Consider the following 25,463-nt stretch of genomic DNA (forward strand, 5'->3'; position numbering starts at 1 on the left):
CCAGCCATTCAGTATCTCTGAGTGGCGGTTCACGGATTTAGTTCAGACTATTTTCAAAAACCATTGGAAATAATCGTCGTCATTTTCCGCTCTATAGCCCTTCGTCATGTGCTGCGGCACCAGGCCGCAGCACACATGTCTTTTCAGGCGGCTCAGTGCGCCTCATCCCAGTTGTTGCCTACGCCTACCTCGACCAGAAGCGGTACGTCCAGTTGTGCGGCGTTGCTCATGTGCACGCGAATCTCCTCCCGTACCTGGTCGATCAGGTCCTCACGCACCTCGAGCACCAATTCATCGTGTACCTGCAGGATGACTTTGGCGTCCAGGCCAGACGATGTCAGCCAGTTGTCCACCGCCACCATGGCTTTCTTGATGATGTCCGCCGCGGTGCCTTGCATCGGGGCGTTGATTGCCGTGCGCTCGGCAGCTTTGCGCAGGGCCTGGTTCTTGGCGTTGATTTCCGGCAAGTACAGACGACGACCGAAGATGGTTTCGACGAAACCTTGTTCGGCGGCCTGGGCGCGCGTGCGCTCCATGTATTCGAGTACCCCGGGATAACGGGCGAAGTAACGGTCGATGTACGCTTGGGACTGTTTGCGATCAACGCCGATCTGTTTGGCCAGGCCAAACGCGCTCATTCCATAGATCAGGCCGAAGTTGATGGCCTTGGCGCTACGACGCTGATCAGTGGTGACATCGGCCAACTCAACCCCGAAGACTTCGGCCGCCGTGGCTTTGTGTACGTCCAGGTCATTGCGGAAGGCGTGCAGCAAGCCTTCGTCCTTGGCCAGGTGAGCCATGATCCGCAGTTCGATCTGCGAGTAGTCCGCTGCCAGCAGCTTGTAGCCTTTGGGGGCGACGAACGCCTGACGAATCCGACGACCTTCGGCGGTGCGTATCGGAATGTTCTGCAGGTTCGGATCGCTGGATGACAAACGCCCGGTTGCCGCCACGGCTTGATGATACGAGGTATGAATCCGCCCGGTGCGCGGGTTGATCTGCTCTGGCAGCCGGTCGGTGTAGGTGCTTTTCAGCTTGCTCATCGAGCGGTACTGCATCAGTACTTTGGGCAGCGGGAAATCCTGCTCGGCCAGTTCCGCCAGCACGGCTTCGGCGGTGGAGGCCTGGCCTTTGGCGGTTTTGTTGAGGATTGGCAAGCCGAGTTTTTCGTACAGGATCACGCCCAGTTGCTTCGGCGACCCGAGGTTGAATTCTTCGCCGGCGATGGCAAACGCCTCACGCTCCAGAGCGACCATTTTCTCGCCCAGCTCCACGCTCTGGATGCCCAGCAGGTTGGCATCGACCAGCGCGCCCTGGCGTTCGATCCGTGCCAGTACCGGCACCAGCGGCATTTCGATTTCGCTCAGGACTTTGCTCAGGCTCGGAATGGCGTTGAGCTTTTCTTGCAATGTTTGGTGCAGGCGCAGAGTGATGTCGGCGTCTTCGGCGGCGTAAGGCCCGGCCAGCTCCAGGGATATCTGATCAAAGGTCAGCTGTTTGGCGCCCTTGCCGGCAATGTCCTGAAAACTGGTGGTGGTGTGACTCAGGTATTTGAGCGCCAGGCTGTCCATGTCGTGGCGGGTCGCGGTGGAATCCAGTACATAGGATTCGAGCATGGTGTCGAAGGCAATGCCCTGGACGGTAATGCCGCAAGCCTGATCGCCACCGATGGCGCAGTTGGCCAGGATGTTCATGTCGAACTTGGCGTGCTGGCCGACTTTGAGCTTGCCTGGGTCTTCCAGAATCGGTTTCAGTGCCCGCAACACGGTGTCGCGATCAAGCTGATCCGGCACGCCCATGTAGGAGTGGGTCAACGGGATGTAGGCCGCTTCGTTGGCTTGTACCGCGAAGGACAGGCCTACCAACTGCGCTTGCTGAGCGTCTATACCGGTAGTTTCGGTGTCGAAGGCAATCAGCTTGGCGTCGTTGAGTTTCTTCAGCCACAGGTCGAAATCCGCCTGGGTGAGGACCGTGGTGTATTTGGGTTCAGTCCCGGCGATGGTTTCTTCGGCGACTGGCGCGGTGACTTCCTGGCCGGAGCGCTTGGCGTCGCGCTGGTTCTCTTCGAACCAGCTCTTGAATTCCAGCAGTGTGTAGAGCTCGGCGAGCTTGTCGTGATCCGGCTTGCCCATTTGCAGGTCATCGAGGCCGATGTCCAGCGGCACGTCGATCTTGATCGTCGCCAGTTGATAGGAGAGAAACGCCATCTCCTTGTGCTCTTCAAGCTTGGCCGGCAGGGTTTTGGCGCCGCGAATCGGCAGGGTCGGGACGATGTCGAGCTGCGCATAGAGCTCGGTCAGGCCACCGTTCACGCCGACCAGCAGGCCGGAAGCGGTCTTGGGACCGATACCCGGAACGCCTGGAATGTTGTCGGACGAATCGCCCATCAGCGCCAGGTAATCGATGATCTGCTCGGGAGCGACGCCGAATTTCTCCTTCACGCCTTCCACGTCCAGCGCGCTACCGGTCATCGTATTGACCAAGGTAATGTGCCCGTCGACCAGTTGCGCCATGTCCTTGTCGCCGGTGGAGATCACCACCGGGCGGTCGGCGGCCGCGCTACTGCGGGCCAGGGTGCCAATCACGTCGTCCGCTTCAACGTTGTCCACGCACAGCAGCGGGAAGCCCAGGGCCTTGACGCTGGCGTGCAGCGGCTCGATCTGGACCCGCATGTCGTCGGGCATGCTTGGGCGATTGGCCTTGTATTCGGCGAACATAGCGTCGCGGAACGTCCCGCCCTTGGCGTCGAATACTACGGCGAACGGGCTGTCCGGGTACTGCTTGCGCAGACTCTTGAGCATGTTCAATACGCCTTTGACCGCACCGGTGGGCAGGCCTTTGGATGTGGTCAGCGGTGGCAACGCGTGAAAAGCGCGGTACAGGTAAGAAGAACCGTCCACCAGGACGAGGGGGGCTTGGCTCATGAGCAGGATCAACCTTTTCGGCGGGTCCGGCGCTAGAATAGCGGGACCGTTGACGACAAAGGGACAAGGTTATCATGCGCACACTAAATCGCTTGTTGCTGGCTGGCTTGTTTGCAATCACTCCATTGGCTGTCATGGCGGCGGATGACAAGCCCTCGGCGGACCCGGAAGTAACGATCCGCACGGAGGGCGATAAAACCATTCAGGAGTACCGCCAGAACGGTTTTGTGTACGCGATCAAGGTCACCCCGAAGGTCGGAAAACCGTACTTTCTGATACGCGCTGATGGCTCGGACGGAAACTACATTCGCTCGGATCAGCCGGATATGCTGATTCCTGCGTGGGAAATCTTTAAGTGGTAAGCCGTTCTTAACTTTAATCGGCGCTGGCTCAACCGCGGCGCCCGTACTGGCAGTTTTAACCATGTCTGTGTTCACCCCCCTGGCTCGGCCCGAGCTGGAAACCTTTCTCGCCTCTTACGGGCTTGGCCGTCTGCTTGATTTCCAGGGGATTGCCGCCGGTAGTGAAAACACCAATTTCTTTATCAGCCTGGAGCAGGGCGAGTTTGTCCTGACCCTGGTCGAGCGTGGTCCGGTGCAGGAGATGCCGTTCTTCATCGAACTGCTCGACGTGCTGCACGACGCCGACCTGCCGGTGCCTTATGCCCTGCGCACCACCGACGGCGTCGCCTTGCGCGAACTGGCCGGCAAGCCTGCGCTGTTGCAGCCACGTCTGGCGGGCAAGCACATCAAGGACGCCAACGCCCAGCATTGCGCTCAGGTCGGCGAGCTGCTGGCTCACCTGCACCTGGCGACCCAGGCCAACATGATCAAACGTAAAACCGATCGCGGCCTGGACTGGATGCTGGAAGAGGGCACCCAGTTTCTTTCGCACCTGAATGCCGAGCAAAGTGATTTGCTGCAACGGGCTCTGGATGAAATCACGCAGCAGAAGACGAAAATTCTGGCGTTGCCGCGGGCGAACATCCATGCAGACCTGTTCCGTGATAACGCGATGTTCGAAGGCACGCACCTGACCGGGTTAATCGATTTCTACAACGCCTGTTCGGGGCCGATGCTCTATGACGTGGCAATTGCCTTGAACGACTGGTGTTCGGACGAGCAAGGGCAGATTGATGGCGCTCGGGCGCGAGCATTGCTGGGGTCTTATGCCGCGCTGCGACCGTTCACCGCCGCCGAAGCCGAGCTGTGGCCGACCATGCTACGCGTGGCGTGCGTGCGGTTCTGGTTGTCGCGTTTGATCGCTGCGGAATCTTTCGCAGGGCAGGACGTGCTGATTCACGATCCGATGGAGTTTCAGCTGCGGTTGGCACAACGGCAGAAGGTCGGCACGCCGCTACCTTTCGCGCTTTAAAGTCAAAAGATCGCAGCCTTCGGCCGCTCCTACAGGGTACACAAAACCTGTAGGAGCGGCCGAAGGCTGCGATCTTTTTCTAGGGTTACAACGATTCCAGGCATCCCGCCAAATCATTCCCCAACTTTTCCAGCACCTGTTCATACCCGTGAGCGGTCGCTGGCGTGTACCCGCCCAACGCATCCAGTTCCGCGAGTTTCACCGGTAAACCGGCCACCAGGGTTTCTGCCAGACGTGGACGCAGCGGTGGTTCGCTGAACACGCAAGTCTTGCCGACTTCCTGCAACCGCGTGCGCATCGCCGCGACGTGCTGGGCACCGGGCTGCACTTCGGCTGCGACACTGAACACGCCGGTGTGCTTGAGGCCATAGGCGTCTTCGAAGTAGTCGAAGGCTTCGTGGAACACGAAGTAAGGCTTGTTCGCAATCCCTGCCAGACGAGCCTTCAGGCGCAGGTCCAAGGCGTCCAGGCGCTCATCGAAGGCTTTGAGGTTGCTCTGATAGCGCGCCGCGTTGGCCGGATCGACAGCACTCAGATCGGCGGCCATTTTGCTGGCGATTACTCGGGCGTTTATCGGTGACAACCACAAGTGCGCATCCAGGCTGCCAGGACGGTGATCGTGGTCATGCTCGTCGGCTTCTTCGGCGTGGGAATGGTTGTCTTCGGCGAAATGTCGCAGTTTCAGGCCAGGCAAATCCTGCACTGCGACGCTGGGAAGCGTACGACCTTTCAGCACGCGAGGCAGGAAACTTTCCATGTCCGGGCCGATCCAGTACACCAGATCCACCGATTGCACTTTCCGTACGTCGGATGGGCGCAAGGCATAGTTATGCGGCGAGGCGCCGGGCGGGAGCAAGACTTCCGGAACCTCAACACCGTCCTGCACCGCCGCGGCGATCAGCTGCAGGGGCTTGATGCTGGTGAGGACTTTGACTTCGGCTTGAGCTGAACCAATCAGCAGAAAACTTGCGACAAATGCGACAAAGATAGAAAAAAGTCGGGACACGATGACCACTCGAAGAGGCGAGAACGGGTAACATAATAACGTCTCTCACAACACTCGTCGCCGCTCATGCCTAAAACACCGATTGCCAGCCGTCCCCACGACCACTCTCATTGCGTGCATAGCGCATTGTCTGAGGCCGATGCCTTGTGCGCACGTCAGGGGCTGCGCCTGACCGCTTTGCGCCGGCGGGTGCTGGAACTGGTGTGGCAAAGCCACAAACCGCTGGGTGCCTATGACATTCTGGCGGTGCTCAGCGAGCAGGACGGCCGCCGCGCCGCGCCGCCGACCGTGTACCGCGCGCTGGATTTCCTGCTGGAAAACGGTCTGGTGCACCGCATCTCCTCGCTGAACGCCTTCGTTGGCTGCAATCACCCGGAACACGCCCACCAGGGCCAGTTCCTGATCTGCCGCGAATGCCATGCCGCCATCGAACTTGAACAGAAATCCATCAGCGACGCGATCATCGGTAGCGCCAAGGATGTCGGATTTGTCGTCGAGGCCCAGACCGTTGAAGTCATCGGTCTCTGCTCGGGTTGCCAGGGGGCTTGATGAGCAATGCGCTGATTCGCCTCGAAAAGGTGGCCGTCACCTTTGCCGGGCAAAACGTGCTGGATAACATCGAGCTGAGCGTCGAGCCGGGGCAGATCGTCACTCTGATCGGCCCCAATGGTGCCGGCAAAACCACATTGGTGCGCGCGGTACTCGGTCTGTTGAAACCGGACAGCGGCAGCGTCTGGCGCAAGCCGAAGTTGCGCGTCGGTTACATGCCGCAAAAACTCCATGTCGATCCGACCCTACCGCTTTCGGTGCTGCGCTTCTTGCGTCTGGTCCCTGGTGTGGACCGCGCTCGGGCCTTGGCGGCCCTCAAGGAAGTCGGCGCCGAACAGGTCATCGACAGCCCGGTGCAAAGTGTTTCCGGTGGTGAGATGCAACGGGTGCTGCTGGCGCGGGCGTTACTGCGTGAGCCGGAGTTGCTGGTGCTTGATGAGCCGGTGCAAGGCGTCGACGTGGCCGGTCAAGCCGAGCTTTACAGTCTGATCACACGACTGCGCGACCGTCATGGTTGCGGCGTATTGATGGTTTCTCACGATCTGCATCTGGTAATGAGCACCACCGACCAGGTGGTGTGCCTGAATCGCCACGTCTGCTGCTCCGGGCATCCCGAGCAGGTCAGTGGCGATCCGGCGTTTGTCGAGTTGTTCGGAAAGAACGCCCAAAGCCTGGCGATTTATCACCACCATCACGACCACGCCCACGACCTGCATGGCTCGGTGGTCAGCGCGACCCCCTCGGCCCCTACCCACGTTCATGGAGATAGCTGCAAGCATGGCTGATTTTCTGTTCTTCGCCCTGCTTGCAGGTCTGGCCCTGGCGCTGGTCGCGGGCCCGCTGGGTTCGTTCGTGGTCTGGCGGCGCATGGCCTATTTCGGCGACACCCTGTCGCACGCCGCACTGCTCGGCGTGGCGCTGGGTTTTCTGCTGGATGTCAGCCCGACCGTGGCCGTCACTGTAGGCTGCCTGTTGCTGGCGGTGTTGCTGGTGACGTTGCAACAACGTCAGCCACTGGCGTCTGACACGCTGTTGGGAATTCTCGCACCGAGCACACTCTCTCTGGGCCTGGTGGTACTAAGCTTCATGCATGAAGTGCGGATCGACCTGATGGCCTATCTGTTCGGCGACCTGCTGGCGATCAGCCCGACCGATCTGGCCTGGATCCTCGGCGGTAGCGCGGCGGTGCTGGTATTGCTGGTCACGCTGTGGCGACCCTTGCTGGCGATCACGGTGCACGAAGAACTCGCCAAGGTGGAAGGTTTGCCGGTGGCGGCGTTGCGCCTGGTCCTGATGTTGCTGATTGCTGTGGTGATCGCGGTGGCGATGAAAATTGTCGGCGTTCTGTTGATTACCTCGTTACTGATTATTCCGGCGGCTGCGGCACAGCGTCACGCCCGCTCGCCGGAGCAGATGGCGCTGGGCGCGAGCCTGCTGGGTATGCTCGCGGTGTGTGGCGGGCTGGCATTGTCCTGGTTCAAGGACACCCCGGCCGGCCCGTCGATTGTGGTGACGGCCGCCGCGCTGTTTCTGCTGAGTTTTGTCCTGCCCCGTCGAGGGGTGTAGACTTGCTCGTTTTTTGCGCAAATAGAGAGTCGCAGGAATGAAGCTGTTCGCCTCCCGTTATCTGCTCCTTGTCGCATTTTCGCTGCTGCTGGGCGCTTGCCAAAGCACGCCACCGGCGGCCACCGAGGCCCCTGATGCGCGGGCTGCAGCCATTGCACAATTGGAACAAAGCTTGGCCAGCAGCGAGCTGGCCACCGCCGAGGACCAATTGGCCGCCTTGCAGGCCGAGTCACCCAACGATCAATCCCTTGAGCAATACCAGCGGCAATTGGCCGAAGCATATTTGCTGCGCAGCCAGATCGTGTTGCAAAAAGGTGATGTGAATGCGGCGGCCACTGCCCTCAGCCGTGCCCGGGTGTTGATGCCCAAGGCGCCAGCACTGACCGGTGGCGTCAACAGCGCTATCGTTCATGCGCGCAAGGCTGAACTGGATAAAGCCGAAGCGGCCCTCAAGGCTGCCGAAGCCAAGCCGCAGGCCAAGGTCATCGACCCGACGGCTGAAAGCACGACGGTGGCGTTGAACCTCACCGATATGAGCAAGCTTCGTCGTCAACTGGATGCCATCGCCGCCGATGTGGTGAATTATCAGTGCGATGTGAGCATTCAGGCTCCTCGCACCCAGGATTACCCATGGCTGGCCACGCTGCTGACCAAGCGGGTGAAGAAGCTGGATTCGGGGTTTGATCTGAAACTGGAGAAGCAGATTCTGCGCAACATCCCGGCGCAGATGGTTTTGAGCCCTCGCAAGCCATAAAGAAAAGATCGCAGCCAGCGGCAGCTCCTACGGACCGTGTAGGCGCTGCCGCAGGCTGCGATCTTTTGCTTTTCTAAATGCATCAGGCCGGAATTGCCTTGGTCCCAGGTACCTTACCTTTGATCGCCTTATTGCCAAAACGCTGGTTGAAAGCGAAATAAATGCTAAGAACCTCTATACGGACAGGCTAAAATGCGCGCCCGGCTAACCGCTGATCCTTTTCTAACGCGCCCCACAAGGTTCGCTACGTGATCGAGTTTCAAAACGTCCACAAAACTTACCGCGTCGCCGGTAAGGATATTCCCGCCCTGCATCCGACCAGTCTGACGATTGAGAACGGTCAGGTCTTTGGCCTGATCGGCCATTCCGGTGCGGGAAAAAGTACCTTGCTGCGTCTGATCAATCGCCTGGAAAACTCCAGTGGCGGCAAGATCATCGTCGATGGCGAAGAAGTCACCGCGCTGGATGCCAATAGTCTGCGGCGCTTCCGTCAGCAGGTCGGGATGATTTTCCAGCACTTCAACCTGCTGGCGTCCAAGACCGTGGCTGACAATGTCGCGTTGCCGCTGACCCTCGCCGGTGAGCTGTCGCGCAGCGAGATTGACCAGCGTGTTGCGCAGTTGCTGGCGCGGGTTGGCCTGGCCGACCATGCGAAAAAATACCCGGCGCAACTGTCTGGCGGTCAGAAACAGCGTGTCGGCATCGCCCGCGCCCTGGCGACCAAGCCGAAAATCCTGCTGTGCGATGAAGCCACCAGTGCCCTGGACCCACAGACCACGGCGTCGGTTCTGCAATTGCTGGCCGAGATCAATCGCGAGTTGAAGCTGACCATCGTGCTGATCACCCACGAGATGGACGTGATTCGTCGGGTCTGCGATCAAGTGGCGGTGATGGATGCCGGCGAGATCGTCGAGCAAGGTTCGGTGGCCGAGGTGTTCCTGCATCCCAAGCACCCGACCACCAAGCGCTTCGTACAGGAAGACGAGCAGATCGACGAAAGCGAACAGCGCGACGACTTCGCTCACGTACCGGGGCGCATCGTGCGCCTGACCTTCCAGGGCGATGCGACCTACGCGCCGTTGCTGGGTACCGTCGCCCGGGAAACGGGCGTGGACTACAGCATCCTGGCCGGTCGTATCGATCGCATCAAAGAAGTCCCGTACGGGCAATTGACCCTGGCCGTCACCGGTGGCGACATGGAAGCGGCGTTTGCTCACTTCACCGCAGCTGATGTCCACATGGAGGTGCTGCGCTGATGGAAGTCCTGATGAGTTTCTTTTCCAATATCGACTGGTATGAAATCTGGCTGGCCACCGGCGACACCCTGCTGATGCTCGGCGGTTCGCTGCTATTCACGGTACTGCTGGGGTTGCCGCTGGGCGTGCTGCTGTTCCTGTGCAGCCCGCGTCAGTTGCTGGAAGCCAAAGGCGTTTACGCGATGCTGTCGCTGGTGGTGAACATTTTGCGTTCGCTGCCGTTCATCATTCTGCTGATCGTGATGATTCCGTTCACCGTGTTGATTACCGGCACTTCCCTCGGTGTCGCCGGTGCGATTCCACCGCTGGTGGTGGGCGCCACGCCGTTCTTCGCGCGACTGGTGGAAACCGCCCTGCGTGAAGTGGATCGCGGCATCATCGAGGCGACCCAGGCCATGGGCGCGACGACCCGTCAGATCATCACCAACGCCTTGCTGCCGGAGGCCCGCCCGGGCATCTTCGCGGCGATTACGGTGACAGCGATTACACTGGTGTCCTACACGGCGATGGCCGGTGTGGTCGGCGCTGGTGGTCTGGGCGACCTGGCGATCCGTTTTGGTTACCAGCGTTTCCAGACCGACGTGATGGTGGTCACCGTGGTGTTGCTGCTGGTGCTGGTTCAAGTGCTGCAAACCGTCGGCGACAAGCTGGTGGTTCATTTCTCCCGCAAATAACGTCACTAAGACATGAGCCGGCCATTCGCTGGCAGGCGCCGAAGACTGGCGTCTCACAAGGAGTTAGCTGAATGAAAAAACTACTCGTCGCGTTCGCTGCCGTTGCAGCCTTTTCCGCACACGCTGCCGACACACTGACCGTCGCGGCCACTCCGGTGCCGCACGCGGAAATCCTCGAATTCGTTAAGCCGGCCCTGGCCAAAGAAGGCGTGGACCTGAAGGTCAAAGTCTTCACCGACTACATCCAGCCGAACGTGCAGGTGGCCGAGAAGCGTCTGGACGCCAACTTCTTCCAGCACCAACCGTACCTGGATGAGTTCAACAAGGCCAAGGGCACCAACCTTATCAGCGTTGCCGGTGTGCACCTGGAGCCGCTGGGCGCTTACTCCAGCAAGTACAAAGCGCTGACCGAGCTGCCAGGCGGCGCCAACGTGGTGATCCCGAACGACGCCACCAACGGCGGTCGTGCGCTGTTGCTGCTGGCGAAGGCTGGCCTGATCAAGTTGAAGGATTCGAACAACATCCTGTCGACCGTCAAGGACATTACCGAGAACACCAAGGACCTGAAATTCCGTGAACTGGAAGCCGCGACCATCCCGCGTGTGCTGACTCAGGTCGACCTGGCGCTGATCAACACCAACTACGCGCTGGAAGCCAAGCTCGATCCGTCCAAGGATGCGCTGGTCATCGAAGGCAGCGACTCGCCGTATGTGAACATTCTCGTTGCCCGTCCAGACGACAAGGACAGCGCGGCGATGCAGAAACTGGTTGCTGCGCTGCACAGCCCGGAAGTGAAAGCCTTCATTCTTGAAAAGTACAAAGGCGCGGTATTGCCGGCGTTCTGATCAGCTGACGTAAACGAAAAAGGGGCGCAATCACTGCGCCCCTTTTTTGTGCCTGTGTCCCGTCCTGAATTGTCCCGTCCTGAATAGGGTTTACACCTCTAATCTATTTTCAGGACTAGACATTGAAACACCGTACCTGTGGGAGCGGGCTTGCCCGCGATGGCGTTGAACCAGTCGACATCAATGTTGAATGATGCTCCGTCATCGCGGGCAAGCCCGCTCCCACAGGGTTTTGTGGTGCTTATTGGCGGCTGAGCATCACCGGCAACTGCGCCACCAGTTTCTGATTGTTCAACGGTGCGCGAATAAACCCACGCTGCGCCCCGTCCGGCCCGATCACCGCCAGGTTGCCGCTGTGGTCGACGGTGTAGTTAGGCTTGCTGGTGTCCGCCGGAATGAACGGAATGCTCACCGCATTCGCCAGTTTCTGAATGTCTTCCACCGATGACGCGGTCAGCCCGATGAACTGCGGATCGAAGTAGCCCAGGTACTGCTTGAGTTGCTTGGGCGTGTCGCGGTTCGGGTCGACGCTGACCAGGATGACCTGCAACTTGTCCACCGCATCCGCCGGCAGTTCGCTCTTGATCTGTCGCAGCTGGGCGAGGGTGGTCGGGCAGATGTCCGGGCAAAAGGTGTAGCCGAAGAACAGCAAACTCCACTTGCCTTTCAGTTCGTTGACCGCCACTGGCTTGCCGTCCTGATCGGTCATCTTCACGTCCGGCAGATTACGGCTTTGGGGCAACAGGATGATCCCCGCATCGATCAGCGCCGTCGGGTCGCCCTGGTTTTTCCCGGTCAGCACTTTATTGACGGTCAGGCCCAGGATCAGCGCGATCAGGGCAACGAGGATGAAGACGGTTTTCTGGGTTCGAGTCATAGGATCAACAGTAAGTAGTGGTCTACGAGCAGCGCGATAAACAGCAGGAACAAGTAGTAAATAGAGTACTTGAACGTGTTGATCGCCGCATGCGGCCGAGTGCCACGGTACAGCACCACGGCCCATTGCAGAAACCTCGCGCCCAGTACGAGGGCACACATCAGGTAAAGCGCGCCGCTCATGTGGATCACGTAGGGCATCAGGCTGACGGCCAGCAACGCACAGGTATAAAGCAGGATGTGGACTTTGGTGTAGTGCTCGCCATGGGTCACCGGCAGCATCGGAATGTCAGCCTTGGCGTATTCCTCCTTGCGGTGAATCGCCAGCGCCCAGAAGTGCGGCGGGGTCCAGGCGAAGATGATCAGCACCAGCAGCAACGGTTCTGCGCCGACATGACCGGTGGCGGCGGTCCAGCCAAGCAGCGGCGGGGCCGCACCGGCGAGGCCGCCGATGACGATGTTCTGCGGCGTCGCGCGTTTCAGAAAACCGGTGTAAACCACGGCGTAACCGAGCAAGGACGCCAGCGTCAGCCACGCCGTCAACGGGTTGGTGAAGGCCAGCAGCAAGGCCTGGCCAAGTACCGCCAGCACCAGGGCGAAGGTCAGCGCCGCGCTCGGAGATACCCGACCTTCGGCCAAGGGCCGTTTGTGGGTCCGGGCCATGACCGCGTCGATGCGCCGGTCCACCACATGGTTGACCGCCGCTGCACCGCCGGCACACAAGGCGATCCCCAGGTTGCCGAACACCAGCACCGTCCATGGCACCCCGGCCCGGGTGGCGAGGAACATGCCGACCAGCGAGGTGATGAGCATCAGCACCACCACTTTCGGCTTGGTCAGCTCCAGGTAATCCCGCCAGATGGCCTGGCTGTGACGTTCGCCGATCAGGGTCGCCATGGCATCTCTCCTTTTATTGTGATGGGCCCGGCCGAATGTTTACGCGGGCTGAGATGCCAACGTACAGGGGGTTGATGCTTGACCCGAACCAGACTGGTTCGCGCGTGATAATTGACCAGCACCATCGTCAGCAACAGCGCAGCACCGCCGGCGTTGTGGGCGACGGCCACCGGCAGCGGCAGGTGGAACACCACGTTGCTGATGCCCAGGGTGATTTGTGCTGCCAGGGCGATCAGCACCATGGTGGCCAAGCGCGTCATGCCGACGACCTTCAATTGCCAGGCCAGGCCAAACAGAACGAGGGTGACCAGCAACGCGCCGATGCGGTGAGTCAGGTGAATCGCGGTGCGGGCATCGCTGTCCAGCTGCCCGCCCAGATAATTCGGGCCGATGTGTTGGGTCAGGTGAAAGCCGTTGGCGAAATCAGCCGGTGGCAACCATTGCCCGTGGCACGTCGGAAAGTCGATGCAGGCTACCGCCGCGTAATTGGAGCTGACCCAGCCGCCGAGGGCGATCTGCCCGATCACCAGCAGCAAGCCGGCGGTCGCCCAGTACTGCAAACGTCGAGGCACAGTCAGTGCCGGCAGCACGCCGGACAGGCGCAAGGTCAGCAGAAATAACAGGCTCAAGGTCGCAAAACCACCGAGCAAATGCCCGGTGACCACTTGCGGCCACAGCTTGAGCGTCACCGTCCACATGCCGAAGGCCGCTTGGGCAATCACCAATGCCAGCAGGAAAAGCGGCAATTTCACCGGCTGCCCCGGATGATGACGATGGACCCAGGCGCGGCCCGCCAGCACTGCGATCAGCAGCCCCAGGGTGCCGGCGAAGTAGCGGTGGACCATCTCGTTCCAGCCCTTGTGGGCTTCCACCGGGGTGTCGGGAAAATGCAGTTCGGCATGGGCCAGTTGGGCTTCGCTCTTCGGCACGCTGATAAAACCGTAGCAGCCGGGCCAGTCCGGGCAGCCGAGGCCGGCGTGGGTCAAGCGCGTGTAGGCGCCGAGCAACACCACAATCAGTGCCAGCAAGGTGGCAAACAGCGCGAGGCGAAATCCAGGTTTGGCCATGACGATGCCCTTATCCGATGTTCGACAGTTTCAGCAGGTGGCGCAGGTCGTTGAGCAGGTCCTTGCCCTTCACGGTCGGGTCGTAGCGCAGTACCAGATTGCCGTGAGGGTCGATGATCCACAGGTGCGGTGTGTCATTGCTCTGCGCGCCTTTGGTGTAGGTCGGCAGGTCCAGTGAATAGCGTTGCAACTGCGGGTACTCGCGTTGAAGTTTAGTCTCGTAATCGCTATTCAGCGGCTGCGCGGCGGCCAGCGCATGGCTGGCGCGAGGGGCATCGCGCCCGAGGCCGATCTGGATCTGCCGCGCCAGATAAACCAGCTGTTGGCAGTCCACCGAGCAGTCCTTGGGCGCCGTCACCAGCAATTGCCAGCGGTCTTCTTGCGCCTGTACGCCGATGTCGGCGCGGGTCTGGCCGTTGCCGATCAGTTCGCCGTGATAACTGCGGCCCTCTGGCACCCAGAACTGCAATTTGTACATGCCGGTGGCGAGGATCATCGGACCGATCACCCCCAATACGATCAGCAACAACTGCAAGCGCCCGCGCCGCCGATTGACCGGCGTTTTCGCCTCAGACATGCCGGGTGGATTCATGGCCACTCCCATTATTGTTCTCCTTTGCGTTGTGCCAGCCGAGATAGAGATAAAGGCCGAACAGTGCGATCGCCATGGCGAACCACTGCACGGCATAACCCAAATGTTTTTCCGGCCCCATGGCCACCACCGGCCAATCGGCCCGGTAAGTCGCGGGACCGCTTTGCGCGCGTAATTCGTAGGCGAAACCGTCACGCTCAAGCGCCGTCCACAGCCTGGCCGGCTCAACGGCGGTGATCAGCTGTGGCCAGGTCGTGGCGTTTGGGTCGGCATGCAATTGGAACGTTGCGCCGGGGGAGACGTAGACCCAGGCGTCGAGGCTCAATGCCTGAGTCGGTGTGGTGAATAGCGGCGGTGTGCGCCGATCCGGCCACGGCAGCCAGCCGCGATTGACCAGCAGCCAGAGCCCGGTTGCCTGATCCTGAAACGGTTGCAGCAGCTCGACTCCGACCTTGCCGTCGCGCTGACGGTTATCCAGCAGCAGGCTGTGCTCGGCATCGAACTGGCCGTGCAGGCGAACCCGGCGGAAGGCCGGATCTTCGGTGTGTTGCAGTTCGGTGCTGGCCATTGGTTCAGCCGCCCGGCGCTCGGCGTAGCTTTGCAGCAGCGCGCTCTTCTCCGCGCCCCGGCTCAACTGCCAGAACCCGAGCGACACCAGCAAGGGCAACAGCGCCGCCACCACGAGGGTCGGCACGAGGCCCGGCCGGAAGCGCTTCATGGCATCGCCAGAAAGTCGGTAGTCGCGATAGCTATACTCAAATGCATCGCCTGTCCCCCGGAGTGTCCCATGCTCAAAACAGCCATCGTCCTGATGCTGATTGCCACGGTTGTCAGCCTGTTCAGCGGCCTGTTTTTTCTGGTCAAGGACGACAGCCACTCCAATCGCCTGGTTATCGCCTTGAGTATTCGTGTTGCGCTGGCCGCCACCACTGTTGGCTTGATCGCCTGGGGCTTTTTCAGCGGCCAGTTGGTGTCTCACGTGCCTTGGTAGTCATGAGCGCCAAGGCTCAGAGCACGTAGACGAAAACGAACAACCCGATCCACACCACGTCCACGAAGTGCCAGTACCAGCTCGCCGCCTCGAAGCCGAATTGATGGTCGGCATCGAAGTGTCCGCGCATGATCCGCATCAGCATCACGAACAGAATGATGGTGCCGATGGTCACGTGGGCGCCGTGGAAACCGGTGAGCATGAAGAACGTCGCGCCGTAGATGCCGGAGCCCAGGGTCAGGCCCAGTTCGTGGTAGGCGTGCATGTATTCTTCGGCTTGAAAGCTGAGGAACGCACAACCGAGCAACACAGTCAGCGCCAGCCATATTTTCAGTGCGCCGCGATGGCCTTTCTTCAAGGCGTGGTGTGCGATGGTCACTGTGACGCTGGAACTCACCAGCAGCACTGTATTGAGCAGCGGCAGGCCCCAGGGGCTGATGACTTCCTTGGGTGGAGGAAAGAGTTTCGAGTCCGGGTTGTTCAGCAGCGGCCAGGTGAATTCGAACGTCGGCCACAGCATGTGGGCGATGCCTTTGGTGCCTTCACCGCCCAGTGCCGGGCCCGCGATGTTGCGCACATAAAACAGTGCACCGAAAAAGGCGATGAAGAACATCACCTCCGAGAAAATGAACCAACTCATACCCCAGCGGAACGAGCGATCGAGTTGTGCACTGTACAACCCCGCGCGACTTTCCTTGATCACCGCGCCGAACCAGCCGAACAGCATGTAGGCCAGCAGCAGTCCGCCGACGAAAAAGATCAACGGGCCGTGGGATTCCGGCCGCGCAGCCTTCAGATCGTTGAACCAGGTGCCCAGGCCGAACACCGTGACCAGCATGCCGACCGTGGCGATAATCGGCCATTTGCTCTGGGCTGGAACGTAATAATGTTCATGAGTTGCCATTTATTGTTCTCCTTATCGGGCACGCTTTAACGCCTAGCCGCCGGTGCTTGCTGCAACAGCCACGGGCGGATGACGTGCGGTGATATCGAACAGCGTGTAGGACAGCGTCAGGTGCTTCACATCCTTGGGCATGTCGCGGTCAATGATGAACCGTACCGGCATTTCGATTCGTTGGCCGGGCTGCAGCACCTGCTGGGTGAAGCAGAAACATTCGGTCTTGTGGAAGTACGCCGCGGCTGCGCTGGGCGCGATGCTCGGAACCGCCTGGGCGCTCATCGGTCGATCGGTCGGGTTATGAGCGATAAAAATCATCTCGTTCACCGCCCCCGGGTGAGCGGTCAGCTCATCCGTCTTGGGATAGAAATCCCAGGTCATGTCAGCGGCGTTGGTCGACAGAAACTGCACGCGAACCTGTCGCGAGGCGTCGACCGTTTGTTCGCCTTCATACTGCCCGGCGGTTTTGCCATTGATGCCGAACACCTTGCACATCACGTCGTAGATCGGCACCAGGGCAAAGCCGAAGACAAACATCGCCGCCACCACCAGCAACAGGCGGGTGACCAGTTTTTTCATCGAAATCGAATCAGCCATGATTTCCAACCTCCACCCACGATCCTGTGGGAGCGGGCTTGCCCGCGATATCGGTGCATCTGGCATCCTGCGTCGGTCGAGCGCGACCCCGGCTCATCGCAGGCAAGCCAGCTCCCACAAGACCGAGGCGTTTCATTTCACTTCCGGCGGTGTGGTGAAGGTGTGATACGGCGCCGGTGACGGGATGCTCCATTCCAGACCTTCGGCGCCATCCCACGGCTTGGCTGGTGCCGGCTCGCCGCCACGAATGGTTTTGATCACGATGAACAGGAAGAAGATCTGCGTGGCCCCAAACATGAACGCACCGATCGACGACACCATGTTGAAGTCGGCGAATTGCAGGTTGTAGTCCGGAATCCGCCGCGGCATGCCCGCCAGGCCCACGAAGTGCATCGGGAAGAACGCCATGTTCATGCCGATGAACGAGAGCCAGAAGTGCAATTTGCCGAGGGTTTCGTCGTACATGTGGCCGGTCCATTTCGGCAGCCAGAAGTAAGCCGAGGCGAAGATCCCGAAGATCGCCCCCGGCACCAGCACGTAGTGGAAATGCGCAACCACGAAGTAGGTGTCCTGGTACTGGAAGTCCGCCGGGGCGATGGCCAGCATCAACCCGGAGAACCCGCCAATGGAAAACAGGATGACGAACGCCACGGCGAACAGCATCGGTGTCTCGAAGGTCAGCGAGCCTTGCCACATGGTGCTGGCCCAGTTGAATACCTTGACCCCGGTGGGCACTGCGATCAGCAGCGTGGCGTACATGAAGAACAACTCGCCCACCAGCGGAATGCCGACCACGAACATGTGGTGCGCCCAGACGATGAATGACAGGAACGCAATACTGGCCGTGGCATAAACCATCGAGGTGTAGCCAAACAGCGGCTTGCGCGAAAAGGCCGGAATGATCGAGCTGACGGCACCGAAGGCCGGCAGGATCATGATGTACACCTCGGGGTGACCGAAGAACCAGAACACATGCTGGAACAGCACCGGGTCTCCGCCACCGGCGGCGCTGAAGAAACTGGTGCCGAAGTGGATGTCCATCAGCATCATGGTCACGCAGCCGGCCAGCACCGGCATCACCGCGATCAGCAGGAACGCGGTGATCAGCCAGGTCCAGACGAACAGCGGCATTTTCATCAACGTCATGCCGGGGGCGCGCAGGTTGAGGATGGTCGCGATCACGTTGATCGCCCCCATGATCGAACTGATCCCCATCAAGTGGATGGCGAAGATGAAGAACGTCACGCTTTCCGGCGCGTAGGTCGTCGACAGGGGGGCATAGAAGGTCCAGCCGAAGTTCGGACCGCCGCCGGGGCTGAACAGGGTCGACACTAGCAGTAGAAACGCTGCCGGCAACAGCCAGAAGCTGAAGTTGTTCATGCGCGGCAGGGCCATGTCCGGCGCGCCGATCATCAACGGGATCATCCAGTTGGCGAGGCCGACGAAGGCCGGCATTACGGCACCGAAGACCATCACCAGACCGTGCATGGTGGTCATCTGGTTGAAGAACTCCGGCTGGACGATTTGCAGTCCCGGCTGGAACAGTTCGGCACGGATTACCATGGCGAACGAGCCGCCCAGCAGGAACATGGTGAACGCAAACCACAGGTACAGCGTGCCGATGTCCTTGTGGTTGGTGGTCAGCACCCAGCGCATCAGGCCTTTGGCGGGGCCGTGGGCGTGGGCGGTGCCGGTATGAACATGGTCATCGACTACAACTGTCATGTCCTGTCTCCTGCAAGCGGATGGGCTGGGCGGGTCGGGGCGTCATGCCCCGAGCAGTTCCTTACGTACGCAATAGACCGGGTCATTTGCTTTCCGCCTGTTTCAGCTCCAGCACTTCTTTAGGGGTGACCATGTCGCCTTTGCTGTTGCCCCAGGCGTTACGCTCGTAGGTCACGACCGCTGCGATATCGACTTCCGAGAGCTGTTTGCCGAACGCCGCCATGGCGGTGCCGGGCTTGCCGTGGAAGACGAGGCTCAGGTGATCCTTGATCGGCCCTGTGGCGATTTTCGAACCCTTGAGTGCCGGGAACATCGGCGGCAGGCCTTGGCCTTCGGCCTGGTGACAGGCCACGCAGGTGGTGTGATAGACCTTGTCGCCGCGCTCCTTGAGTTCGTCGAGGGTCCATTCCTTGCTGGTCAGCTCTTTGAGCTGCGCGGCTTCCGCCTTGCGCTCGCCCAGCCAGGTTTCGTAATCGGCCTTGGTCTTGACCTCGACCACGATCGGCATGAAGCCGTGGTCCTTGCCGCACAGCTCGGCGCATTGACCACGGTAGATGCCGGGTTTGTCGATACGGGTCCAGGATTCATTGACGAAGCCCGGAATCGCATCGCGCTTGACCGCGAAGGCCGGCACCCACCAGGAGTGGATGACGTCGGCGGAGGTCACCAGAAAGCGCACCTTGGCACCGATCGGCAGTACCAGCGGCTTGTCGACCTCCAGCAGGTAATGTTCGCCCTTGGCTTCTTTGTTGTGGATCTGATCGGCGGGGGTGTTCAGGTTGCTGAAAAACTCGACGTCCTGACCCAGGTATTTGTAGTGCCACTTCCACTGATAACCGGTGACCTGGATATCGAGGTCCGACTCAGTGTTGTCGTACATCTTGATCAGCGTGATCGTTGCGGGAACCGCCATCGCCACCAGAATAAGCAGGGGCACGATGGTCCAGAGGATTTCAACGGTAGTGCTTTCATGAAACTTGGCGGCCACCTGCCCGGTCGAGCGGCGGTGGACCATCATCGACCAGAACATGGCGCCGAAGACGATGATGCCGATCACCACACAGATCCAGAAAATGGTCATGTGCAGATCGAATACTGCGTGACTGATCTCAGTCGCTCCAGGCGCCATATTGACAGTCCAGGCCGCTTGCGCCTGACTGAAAATCGACCACAACAGGAGGCCCATCCAGACATGTGGATGTCGCATCATTGCGGGTTCCCCTTATCGTTCTTGTTATCCCGTAGGCGTAACGCCTGCGGCAAGGGAGCGGCTTTTTCAGACCACGAACTTGAATCGCCGAGCCTTGCTGCATATGCAGTCGGGCGTCATCAGCTAACTCCATTCAAAACCGAGTATAGACAGCGACTGCCACCTCGCAACGCGATGGCGTAAATCAACTGAAACAGCCTGGGCTTGCGTTCCAGGTCACGAATGGAGAAGGATGTAGACGGGTGGTGGCAAATCGATATAACGCAGACGTCTCAAGGATGAAATAATTATGACAAATGCGTCTTAGCCTTTTTCGCAACCCAGCTAAGTTATGTCTTCCCTATTTCATTGCCTTTGTTTCCTGGAGTTTTCATGAACACCGCCGCATTGCGCGAGCAGATCCAAAAAGCCCAACAACATGAGGCCGAGACCGGCCTGCTGACTCGTCAGCTGGAAACCCAACTGCCGCACCTTCACTCCGCCATCCAATTGCCGGATGTCGACGCCAACGGCGTGATGACGCGTTTTGTGGCCGCGTATATAGAACAAGTGCCGGACCTGCTGGACGCAGCCAATGAAGTTGCCAGGGAAGCGGGTATCGAATCGCAGATCAAGCCGGTACTGAGGATCGCCGAGCAGTTTTTCCTTCAGCCGCCAGCGATCATGACCGGTCACGTCGGCCTGGACAGCCTGCTGGACGAAGCTTATCTGGCGCATCGGTTGGTCGAAGAGGTCAACGATCTGTACATCAAGCATTTTGGCCAGCCATTGATCCCCTTGGACATGACTGTCGCCAACCTGATTGCCCACCAACTGATCGGCGAAGAATTTGCCAATCAACTGGATGAGGCGGTGCATCACGCTGTGGACGAGATGCTTAACAATGAAAGTTTCGCGCTGGAGTCGGTGGAGGCCTACCGCGAGAAACTCAACAGCCCGGACACCGGCGCCGCGTGGAAGCGCTGGCCGTGCCTGTCGCGCCAATTGGGCGTGGAGCTGGAGCTGGATCAGCCAGCGGCTTGATTATTTAGAATCAACACCATCCCCTGTGGGAGCGAGCCTGCTCGCGATAGCGTTGTATCAGTCGACATCAATGTTGAATGACCCATTGCCATCGCGAGCAGGCTCGCTCCCACAGTGTTATCTATCCGGCTGAACCTACTCCGGTGGTCGTACGCAACCGTCCTTCAAGCCTGCGCTTCAACCCCCGCGCCTCAATCAGCAGCTTCGAACCCTTGGCCGCATTGGCCCGACCCCACTCCTCCAGCAACTCAAGGCACGAGTGATCGATGTAGCTCAGGTTATTGAGCGGCACATGCACCGTTGTGCCCGCCGGAATGGTCCCCAGCACTTGGGTCAATGCCGGCACCTTGAGGAAGGTCGCCGCCCCTACCAGTCGCAGCTCCATCTCGCCGTTCGCCGGCAGATCGATCAGGCTGATTTTCAGGCGCGAAGCCTTCCAGGCCAGTTTGGCCAGCGTCAGGCCAAAGCCGATCAGCACGCCGGTCAGCAGGTCGGTGAAGATGATTGCCAGTGCGGTCGCCGCATAAGTAAACATCGGCATCCGGCCATAACGACCCAGGCCGCGAAAGGCCTTGAGGTCCACCAGTTTGAAACCGGTATAAACCAGGACGCCTGCCAGGCTCGCCACCGGGATGCTTTGCAGCACGCTGGAAAGCAGCAGCACGAAAGCCAGTAACCACAGACCATGGAACACCGTCGACAGTCGGGTGGTGGCGCCGGCCTGCACGTTGGCCGAACTGCGTACGATCACTCCGGTCATCGGTAACGCACCGAGCAACCCGCAGAGCATGTTGCCCACACCTTGCGCCGACAATTCACGGTCGAAGTCCGAGCGCTGGCCGCTGTGCATGCGATCCACGGCGGCGGCCGAGAGCAGGGTTTCGGCGCTGGCGATAAAGGCCACGGCGAAGGCGGCGATCAGCAGAGTCGGGTCTGCCAGATTGAGCAGGTCCGCCGGGCGCAGCCAATCGATGGCTTCTGCCAGGTTGGCCGGGACCTCTACACGTTTGACCTGCAATGCGAGCACGAGGCTGGCGACCGTTGCCAGACCGACCCCAAGCAATGCTCCAGGAACGAAACGCAGGGAGTGCGGACGGAATTTTTCCCACAGCCACATCACGGCAATGGTCGACAGCCCGAGCAAGCCCGCTTGCCAGCCAAACGAAGGCAAAGCCTGAATCACCGCAGCGGGGAAGGCTGCCAGGTTATCCAGCCCCGACGGCTTGGGCACGGCGTCGAGCATCACATGCACCTGTGACAGCACGATCAGTACTCCGATCCCGGCGAGCATGCCATACACCACAGCCGGCGCCGTGACCCGAAACCAGCAACCCAGTTTCAAACGCCCGGCCACCAATTGCAGAAAACCGGCCAGCAGCAGGATCGGCCCAAGCATGGCAATACCATGCTGGCGCACCAGTTCGAACACCAATACCGCCAGACCCGCCGCCGGGCCGCTGACTTGCAGCGGCGACCCGGCAAGCCAACCGACCACCAGGCCACCGATGATACCGGTGATTAGGCCTTTGGACGGTGGCAGTCCCGAGGCGATGGCGATGCCCATGCACAAGGGCAGAGCGACCAGAAACACAACCACCGAAGCCAGTAGCTCCCGTGGCAAAACAGCTTTTAGTTGAGCAGCACGCATGGTGACTCTCCCGAAGTTTTCTTCAGGCATGGCAAAGCAGGCTGCAATATCAGCAGCCTCGGCTAAACCACACGGAGGATTTAGAAGCGCGCTTTAGGCGTCGCCACCGGAATCGGATGACTGCCATCGAGCGGCAGGAAACACCCCTGATCGGCGTCGTAAGCTTTAATTTCGCTGGTTTCGATGTTGTAGACCCAACCATGGATAAACAGCTGACCATTGGCCATGCGCGAGGCCACCGACGGGTGCGTGCGCAAATGCTGCAACTGAGCGATCACATTCTCCTCGGTGAGGATGTGCATGCTCTCGTTTTCATCAGTGCAATGGCAGTTGTCCTGGACCATGGTTTTCGCCACTTCCGCATGGCGCAGCCAGGCTTTGACCGTGGGCATTTTCTCCAGGCTCTGCGGGTTGAGCACCGCGCGCATGGCGCCACAGTCAGAATGCCCGCAGATGATGATGTGCTGCACGCCGAGGGCCAGCACTGCATATTCGATGGCGGTGGAAACACCGCCGTTCATTTGCCCGTAAGGCGGCACGACGTTGCCGACGTTACGGGTCACGAACAAGTCGCCGGGGGCGCTTTGGGTGATCAGTTCGGGAACGATGCGTGAATCGGCGCACGCGATGAACATCGCCCGAGGCCGTTGGGCCGTGGCGAGTTTTTTGAAGAGTTCTTCCTGCTGCGGAAAGATCTCGTGATGAAAATGTAAAAAACCGTCAACGATATGCTGCAGCGCTGCATCGGCGGTTTCCGCCTCGGGTTGGGCTGAAGCCGACACAGCCAACGGCTGTTTATCCTTGTCACTCATGATTCATCCTCTTTGGCGGAGTCAGGGAGTTTTCCCGTTTTGTCCGATGTGAAGCCAGTGGCTGTATAAAAAACATCCAGGTCGAAAAGCCAGACCCGTCAGTCACTCGATGAACAAGGTAGCCGTTGAAACTTAACTCAAACTGAATAAAACGCTCTAGAACGCGTGTTCCAGGTCACAAAAAACGTGACCAGCCTAAACGCGGTGTATCGTTTTCTCTACTCACCATAGGGCCAACTGTCGTTAAATCAACGACATCTGGCGACCCGGCGGACAAAAGGCTGTGCAATCCAGGTTGAAGCCTTCCCGACGATTGAGCCCCAGGCGCTTGATGGTTTTGGCGAAGCGTTGTGCCAACAGATCGGCAAACGGCCCTTCACCGCGCATTCTGGCGCCAAACCGGCTGTCGTAGAGCTCACCACCACGGCTTTGGCGGATCAGGCTCATCACATGAGCTGCGCGCTGGGGATAGTGGGCGGCCAGCCACTCTTCGAACAGTGGAGCCACTTCCAGAGGCAAGCGCAACATCATGTAAGCGGCACTCTGGGCACCCGCCGCATGAGCTTCGGTCAGCAGGCTTTCGAGTTCGCTGTCGTTGATCATCGGAATCATCGGTGAACACAAAACGCCCACGGTAATCCCGGCTTCGCGCATCACCCGGATCGCCCGCAGTCGCGCCTTGGGCGCTGCTGCACGGGGTTCGAGGATGCGTTTGAGTTCATCGTCCAGGGTGGTGAGGCTGATCATCACCGCCACCAGCCTTTGCTCGGCGAGTTCGGCCAGCAGGTCCAGATCGCGCAGAATCAGCGAACCCTTGGTGATGATGGTCACTGGGTGACGGTAGCGCAGCAGCACTTCGAGGGTCTTGCGGGTGATTCTGTGTTCACGCTCGATCGGTTGATAAGGGTCGGTGTTGGAGCCCAGGTTGATCGGTGCGCATTGATAGCCGCGTTTGGACAGTTGTTCTTCCAGCACATCGGCGGCGTTGGTCTTGGCGATCAGCTTGGTTTCGAAATCCAGCCCCGGCGACAGGTCCCAATAGGCGTGGCTTGGCCGCGCATAGCAATAGATGCAGCCATGCTCGCAGCCGCGGTAAGGATTGATCGAACGGTCGAAGGGCAAGTCCGGCGAATTATTGCGGGTAATGATGGATTTTGCCGTCTCGATGCGCACCTCGGTGCCTTGGGTGATCGGTGCTTCCTGATACCAGCCGTCATCCTCGGCCACCGAACGGTTCGGCGCGAAGCGGTTGTACGGGTTGGTGGCGGTGCCGCGACCGCGCGGGGGAAGAGGGGTAGACATGAAAACGCCTCGGTACTGTTTTTATATACAGTATAGGGGCGTCACTCATATGCCTAGTGCCACTGGGCGCTTGGTCGAACCCGGACGATATTCGTTACTTCCCCTATCGCGGATCGGCATATTCACGATTCTTTGACAGGTGGCTCACGGGACTTTGACCGCTCAAGGCTCAATCTGAGTGTCATCCAGCTGTCTCTTCCCATACGGTCGCCTGAGCATGTCCCAATTCCGCCTTTTTCCTGCGATTTGTCTGTCGTTGGTTGCGTTTTTTACTCTTTCACTGGCTTGGGCCGACGATACGCCACTGCCTCGGCCAGCGGATTGGGCTCAATCGGTGGAGGTTCAGTACAACCTCTATCAGATGTCCCCGACCCTCTATCGCAGCGCATTGCCAGACAGCGGGGCGGTGCCGCTGCTGGAAAAACTCAAGGTCGCCACCGTCATCAACTTCCTGCCTGAACCGGACTCAAGCTGGTTGTCCACGTCCGGAATCACCCAGATTCAGCTGCCCTACCGCACCAATCACGTGGACGACAGTGATGTGCTCAAGGCGCTTCGCACGATTCAGACCGCCGAAGCCAAAGGCCCTGTACTTATGCATTGCAAACACGGCTCGGACCGCACGGGCCTGATGGCGGCGATGTACCGGGTGGTGGTGCAGGGCTGGAGCAAGGAAGACGCGCTGAGTGAAATGACCCAGGGTGGTTTTGGCGATAGCACCCACTTCAAGGACGGCATTCGCTACATGATGCAGGCCGATGTAGACAAACTTCGTACGGCGCTGGCCAATGGTGATTGCAGCACCAGTCCGTTTGCCAGTTGCTCGATGAAGAACTGGTTCAAATCGGCTCATGTCGAGTAAGTAACACCTTCCACT

The 25,463-nt window shown here is 59.7% G+C and carries 26 protein-coding genes; 12 read left to right on the forward strand and 14 right to left on the reverse strand.

All coding sequences use genetic code 11. From position 1 onward, the window contains the following. Positions 1–152 precede the first annotated feature (152 nt). A complete protein-coding gene (gene polA / locus QMK51_RS00380; RefSeq protein ID WP_258698387.1) occupies positions 153–2,924 on the reverse strand; it encodes a DNA polymerase I in 2,772 nt (923 codons plus the stop codon). A 74-nt stretch (positions 2,925–2,998) separates the two neighbouring features. Here polA and QMK51_RS00385 point away from each other — a divergent pair, with 74 nt between their 5' ends. Both QMK51_RS00385 and QMK51_RS00390 read left to right on the forward strand, forming a co-directional pair. Further along, complete coding sequence (locus QMK51_RS00385) at positions 2,999–3,286, forward strand: DUF2782 domain-containing protein (protein WP_105342669.1); 288 nt, start codon at positions 2,999–3,001, stop codon at positions 3,284–3,286. A gap of 61 nt (positions 3,287–3,347) precedes the next feature. Continuing rightward, the gene (locus QMK51_RS00390) at positions 3,348–4,298 is read left to right on the forward strand and encodes a homoserine kinase (protein WP_320392841.1); all 951 of its coding nucleotides are present in this window, start codon (positions 3,348–3,350) and stop codon (positions 4,296–4,298) included. An 85-nt stretch (positions 4,299–4,383) separates the two neighbouring features. Here QMK51_RS00390 and znuA read toward each other — a convergent pair whose 3' ends face one another. After that, positions 4,384–5,304 (reverse strand): zinc ABC transporter substrate-binding protein ZnuA, encoded by a 921-nt coding sequence (gene znuA, locus QMK51_RS00395; protein ID WP_320392842.1) that lies wholly within the window; start codon positions 5,302–5,304, stop codon positions 4,384–4,386. 66 nt (positions 5,305–5,370) lie between these two features. Between znuA and zur the strand changes: the two genes are divergently transcribed. The 7 genes from zur (at position 5,371) to QMK51_RS00430 (ending at position 10,948) form a co-directional block, all read left to right on the forward strand. Continuing rightward, on the forward strand, positions 5,371–5,853 hold the full coding sequence (gene zur, locus QMK51_RS00400) for a zinc uptake transcriptional repressor Zur (protein WP_258698390.1): 483 nt from the start codon (positions 5,371–5,373) through the stop codon (positions 5,851–5,853). Continuing rightward, positions 5,853–6,638 (forward strand): zinc ABC transporter ATP-binding protein ZnuC, encoded by a 786-nt coding sequence (gene znuC / locus QMK51_RS00405; RefSeq protein ID WP_320392843.1) that lies wholly within the window; start codon positions 5,853–5,855, stop codon positions 6,636–6,638. The genes zur and znuC overlap by 1 nt, the downstream gene beginning before the upstream one ends. Beyond that, the gene (gene znuB, locus QMK51_RS00410; RefSeq protein ID WP_320392844.1) at positions 6,631–7,419 is read left to right on the forward strand and encodes a zinc ABC transporter permease subunit ZnuB; all 789 of its coding nucleotides are present in this window, start codon (positions 6,631–6,633) and stop codon (positions 7,417–7,419) included. The genes znuC and znuB overlap by 8 nt, the downstream gene beginning before the upstream one ends. Before the next feature lie 37 nt (positions 7,420–7,456). Further along, a complete protein-coding gene (locus QMK51_RS00415) occupies positions 7,457–8,173 on the forward strand; it encodes a PA5502 family lipoprotein (RefSeq protein ID WP_320392845.1) in 717 nt (238 codons plus the stop codon). Positions 8,174–8,421: 248 nt separating this feature from the next. After that, positions 8,422–9,429, forward strand: a complete 1,008-nt coding sequence (locus QMK51_RS00420; protein WP_258698394.1) for a methionine ABC transporter ATP-binding protein — start codon at positions 8,422–8,424, stop codon at positions 9,427–9,429. Then, entirely contained in the window at positions 9,429–10,103 is a 675-nt protein-coding gene (locus tag QMK51_RS00425; RefSeq protein WP_018927268.1) for a methionine ABC transporter permease, read from the forward strand. The genes QMK51_RS00420 and QMK51_RS00425 overlap by 1 nt, the downstream gene beginning before the upstream one ends. 71 nt (positions 10,104–10,174) lie before the next feature. Beyond that, positions 10,175–10,948 carry a MetQ/NlpA family ABC transporter substrate-binding protein gene (locus QMK51_RS00430; protein ID WP_320392846.1) on the forward strand — a complete coding sequence of 258 codons (774 nt, stop codon included), beginning with the start codon at positions 10,175–10,177 and terminating at the stop codon, positions 10,946–10,948. 241 nt (positions 10,949–11,189) lie between these two features. On the opposite strand, the gene QMK51_RS00435 is transcribed toward QMK51_RS00430, so the two are convergent. From QMK51_RS00435 to QMK51_RS00455, 5 genes are read right to left on the reverse strand one after another with little or no spacing between them, the layout of a single operon-like run. Continuing rightward, a complete protein-coding gene (locus tag QMK51_RS00435) occupies positions 11,190–11,825 on the reverse strand; it encodes an SCO family protein (RefSeq protein ID WP_258698396.1) in 636 nt (211 codons plus the stop codon). Continuing rightward, a complete protein-coding gene (gene cyoE, locus QMK51_RS00440; protein WP_258698397.1) occupies positions 11,822–12,721 on the reverse strand; it encodes a heme o synthase in 900 nt (299 codons plus the stop codon). The genes QMK51_RS00435 and cyoE overlap by 4 nt, the downstream gene beginning before the upstream one ends. Next, positions 12,709–13,788 (reverse strand): COX15/CtaA family protein, encoded by a 1,080-nt coding sequence (locus QMK51_RS00445; RefSeq protein WP_258698398.1) that lies wholly within the window; start codon positions 13,786–13,788, stop codon positions 12,709–12,711. The genes cyoE and QMK51_RS00445 overlap by 13 nt, the downstream gene beginning before the upstream one ends. Before the next feature lie 10 nt (positions 13,789–13,798). Further along, positions 13,799–14,392 carry a hypothetical protein gene (locus QMK51_RS00450; RefSeq protein ID WP_320392847.1) on the reverse strand — a complete coding sequence of 198 codons (594 nt, stop codon included), beginning with the start codon at positions 14,390–14,392 and terminating at the stop codon, positions 13,799–13,801. Continuing rightward, positions 14,358–15,098 carry an SURF1 family protein gene (locus QMK51_RS00455; RefSeq protein ID WP_320392848.1) on the reverse strand — a complete coding sequence of 247 codons (741 nt, stop codon included), beginning with the start codon at positions 15,096–15,098 and terminating at the stop codon, positions 14,358–14,360. Before QMK51_RS00455 ends, QMK51_RS00450 begins: the two co-directional genes overlap by 35 nt. Before the next feature lie 69 nt (positions 15,099–15,167). On the opposite strand from QMK51_RS00455, the gene QMK51_RS00460 reads away from it, so the two are divergent. Further along, positions 15,168–15,371, forward strand: coding sequence for a twin transmembrane helix small protein (locus QMK51_RS00460; RefSeq protein ID WP_320392849.1), 204 nt, complete (start codon positions 15,168–15,170; stop codon positions 15,369–15,371). Between the two features lie 16 nt (positions 15,372–15,387). On the opposite strand, the gene QMK51_RS00465 is transcribed toward QMK51_RS00460, so the two are convergent. From QMK51_RS00465 to coxB, 4 genes are all read right to left on the reverse strand, one after another. Further along, positions 15,388–16,275: a cytochrome c oxidase subunit 3 gene (locus QMK51_RS00465; protein ID WP_320392850.1), complete on the reverse strand. Its 888-nt coding sequence runs from the start codon at positions 16,273–16,275 to the stop codon at positions 15,388–15,390. 33 nt (positions 16,276–16,308) lie between these two features. Beyond that, a complete protein-coding gene (locus QMK51_RS00470; protein ID WP_258698402.1) occupies positions 16,309–16,866 on the reverse strand; it encodes a cytochrome c oxidase assembly protein in 558 nt (185 codons plus the stop codon). A gap of 132 nt (positions 16,867–16,998) precedes the next feature. After that, positions 16,999–18,591 (reverse strand): cytochrome c oxidase subunit I, encoded by a 1,593-nt coding sequence (gene ctaD / locus QMK51_RS00475; RefSeq protein ID WP_320392851.1) that lies wholly within the window; start codon positions 18,589–18,591, stop codon positions 16,999–17,001. An 82-nt stretch (positions 18,592–18,673) separates the two neighbouring features. Then, entirely contained in the window at positions 18,674–19,801 is a 1,128-nt protein-coding gene (gene coxB / locus QMK51_RS00480; RefSeq protein WP_320392852.1) for a cytochrome c oxidase subunit II, read from the reverse strand. A 372-nt stretch (positions 19,802–20,173) separates the two neighbouring features. On the opposite strand from coxB, the gene QMK51_RS00485 reads away from it, so the two are divergent. Continuing rightward, positions 20,174–20,824 carry a hypothetical protein gene (locus QMK51_RS00485; RefSeq protein ID WP_320392853.1) on the forward strand — a complete coding sequence of 217 codons (651 nt, stop codon included), beginning with the start codon at positions 20,174–20,176 and terminating at the stop codon, positions 20,822–20,824. Between the two features lie 121 nt (positions 20,825–20,945). Here QMK51_RS00485 and QMK51_RS00490 read toward each other — a convergent pair whose 3' ends face one another. The 3 genes from QMK51_RS00490 to QMK51_RS00500 all read right to left on the reverse strand — a co-directional run bounded on the left by QMK51_RS00490 (position 20,946) and on the right by QMK51_RS00500 (position 24,586). Continuing rightward, positions 20,946–22,472: a SulP family inorganic anion transporter gene (locus tag QMK51_RS00490; protein ID WP_320392854.1), complete on the reverse strand. Its 1,527-nt coding sequence runs from the start codon at positions 22,470–22,472 to the stop codon at positions 20,946–20,948. Positions 22,473–22,552: 80 nt separating this feature from the next. Beyond that, positions 22,553–23,284 carry a carbonic anhydrase gene (locus QMK51_RS00495; RefSeq protein ID WP_038980324.1) on the reverse strand — a complete coding sequence of 244 codons (732 nt, stop codon included), beginning with the start codon at positions 23,282–23,284 and terminating at the stop codon, positions 22,553–22,555. 243 nt (positions 23,285–23,527) lie between these two features. Further along, complete coding sequence (locus QMK51_RS00500; RefSeq protein ID WP_320392855.1) at positions 23,528–24,586, reverse strand: PA0069 family radical SAM protein; 1,059 nt, start codon at positions 24,584–24,586, stop codon at positions 23,528–23,530. 217 nt (positions 24,587–24,803) lie between these two features. Here QMK51_RS00500 and QMK51_RS00505 point away from each other — a divergent pair, with 217 nt between their 5' ends. Next, positions 24,804–25,448, forward strand: coding sequence for a dual specificity protein phosphatase family protein (locus QMK51_RS00505; RefSeq protein WP_320392856.1), 645 nt, complete (start codon positions 24,804–24,806; stop codon positions 25,446–25,448). Positions 25,449–25,463: the final 15 nt, after the last annotated feature.

The sequence above is a fragment of the Pseudomonas sp. P9_31 genome (assembly GCF_034008235.1).
GTDB lineage: Bacteria > Pseudomonadota > Gammaproteobacteria > Pseudomonadales > Pseudomonadaceae > Aquipseudomonas.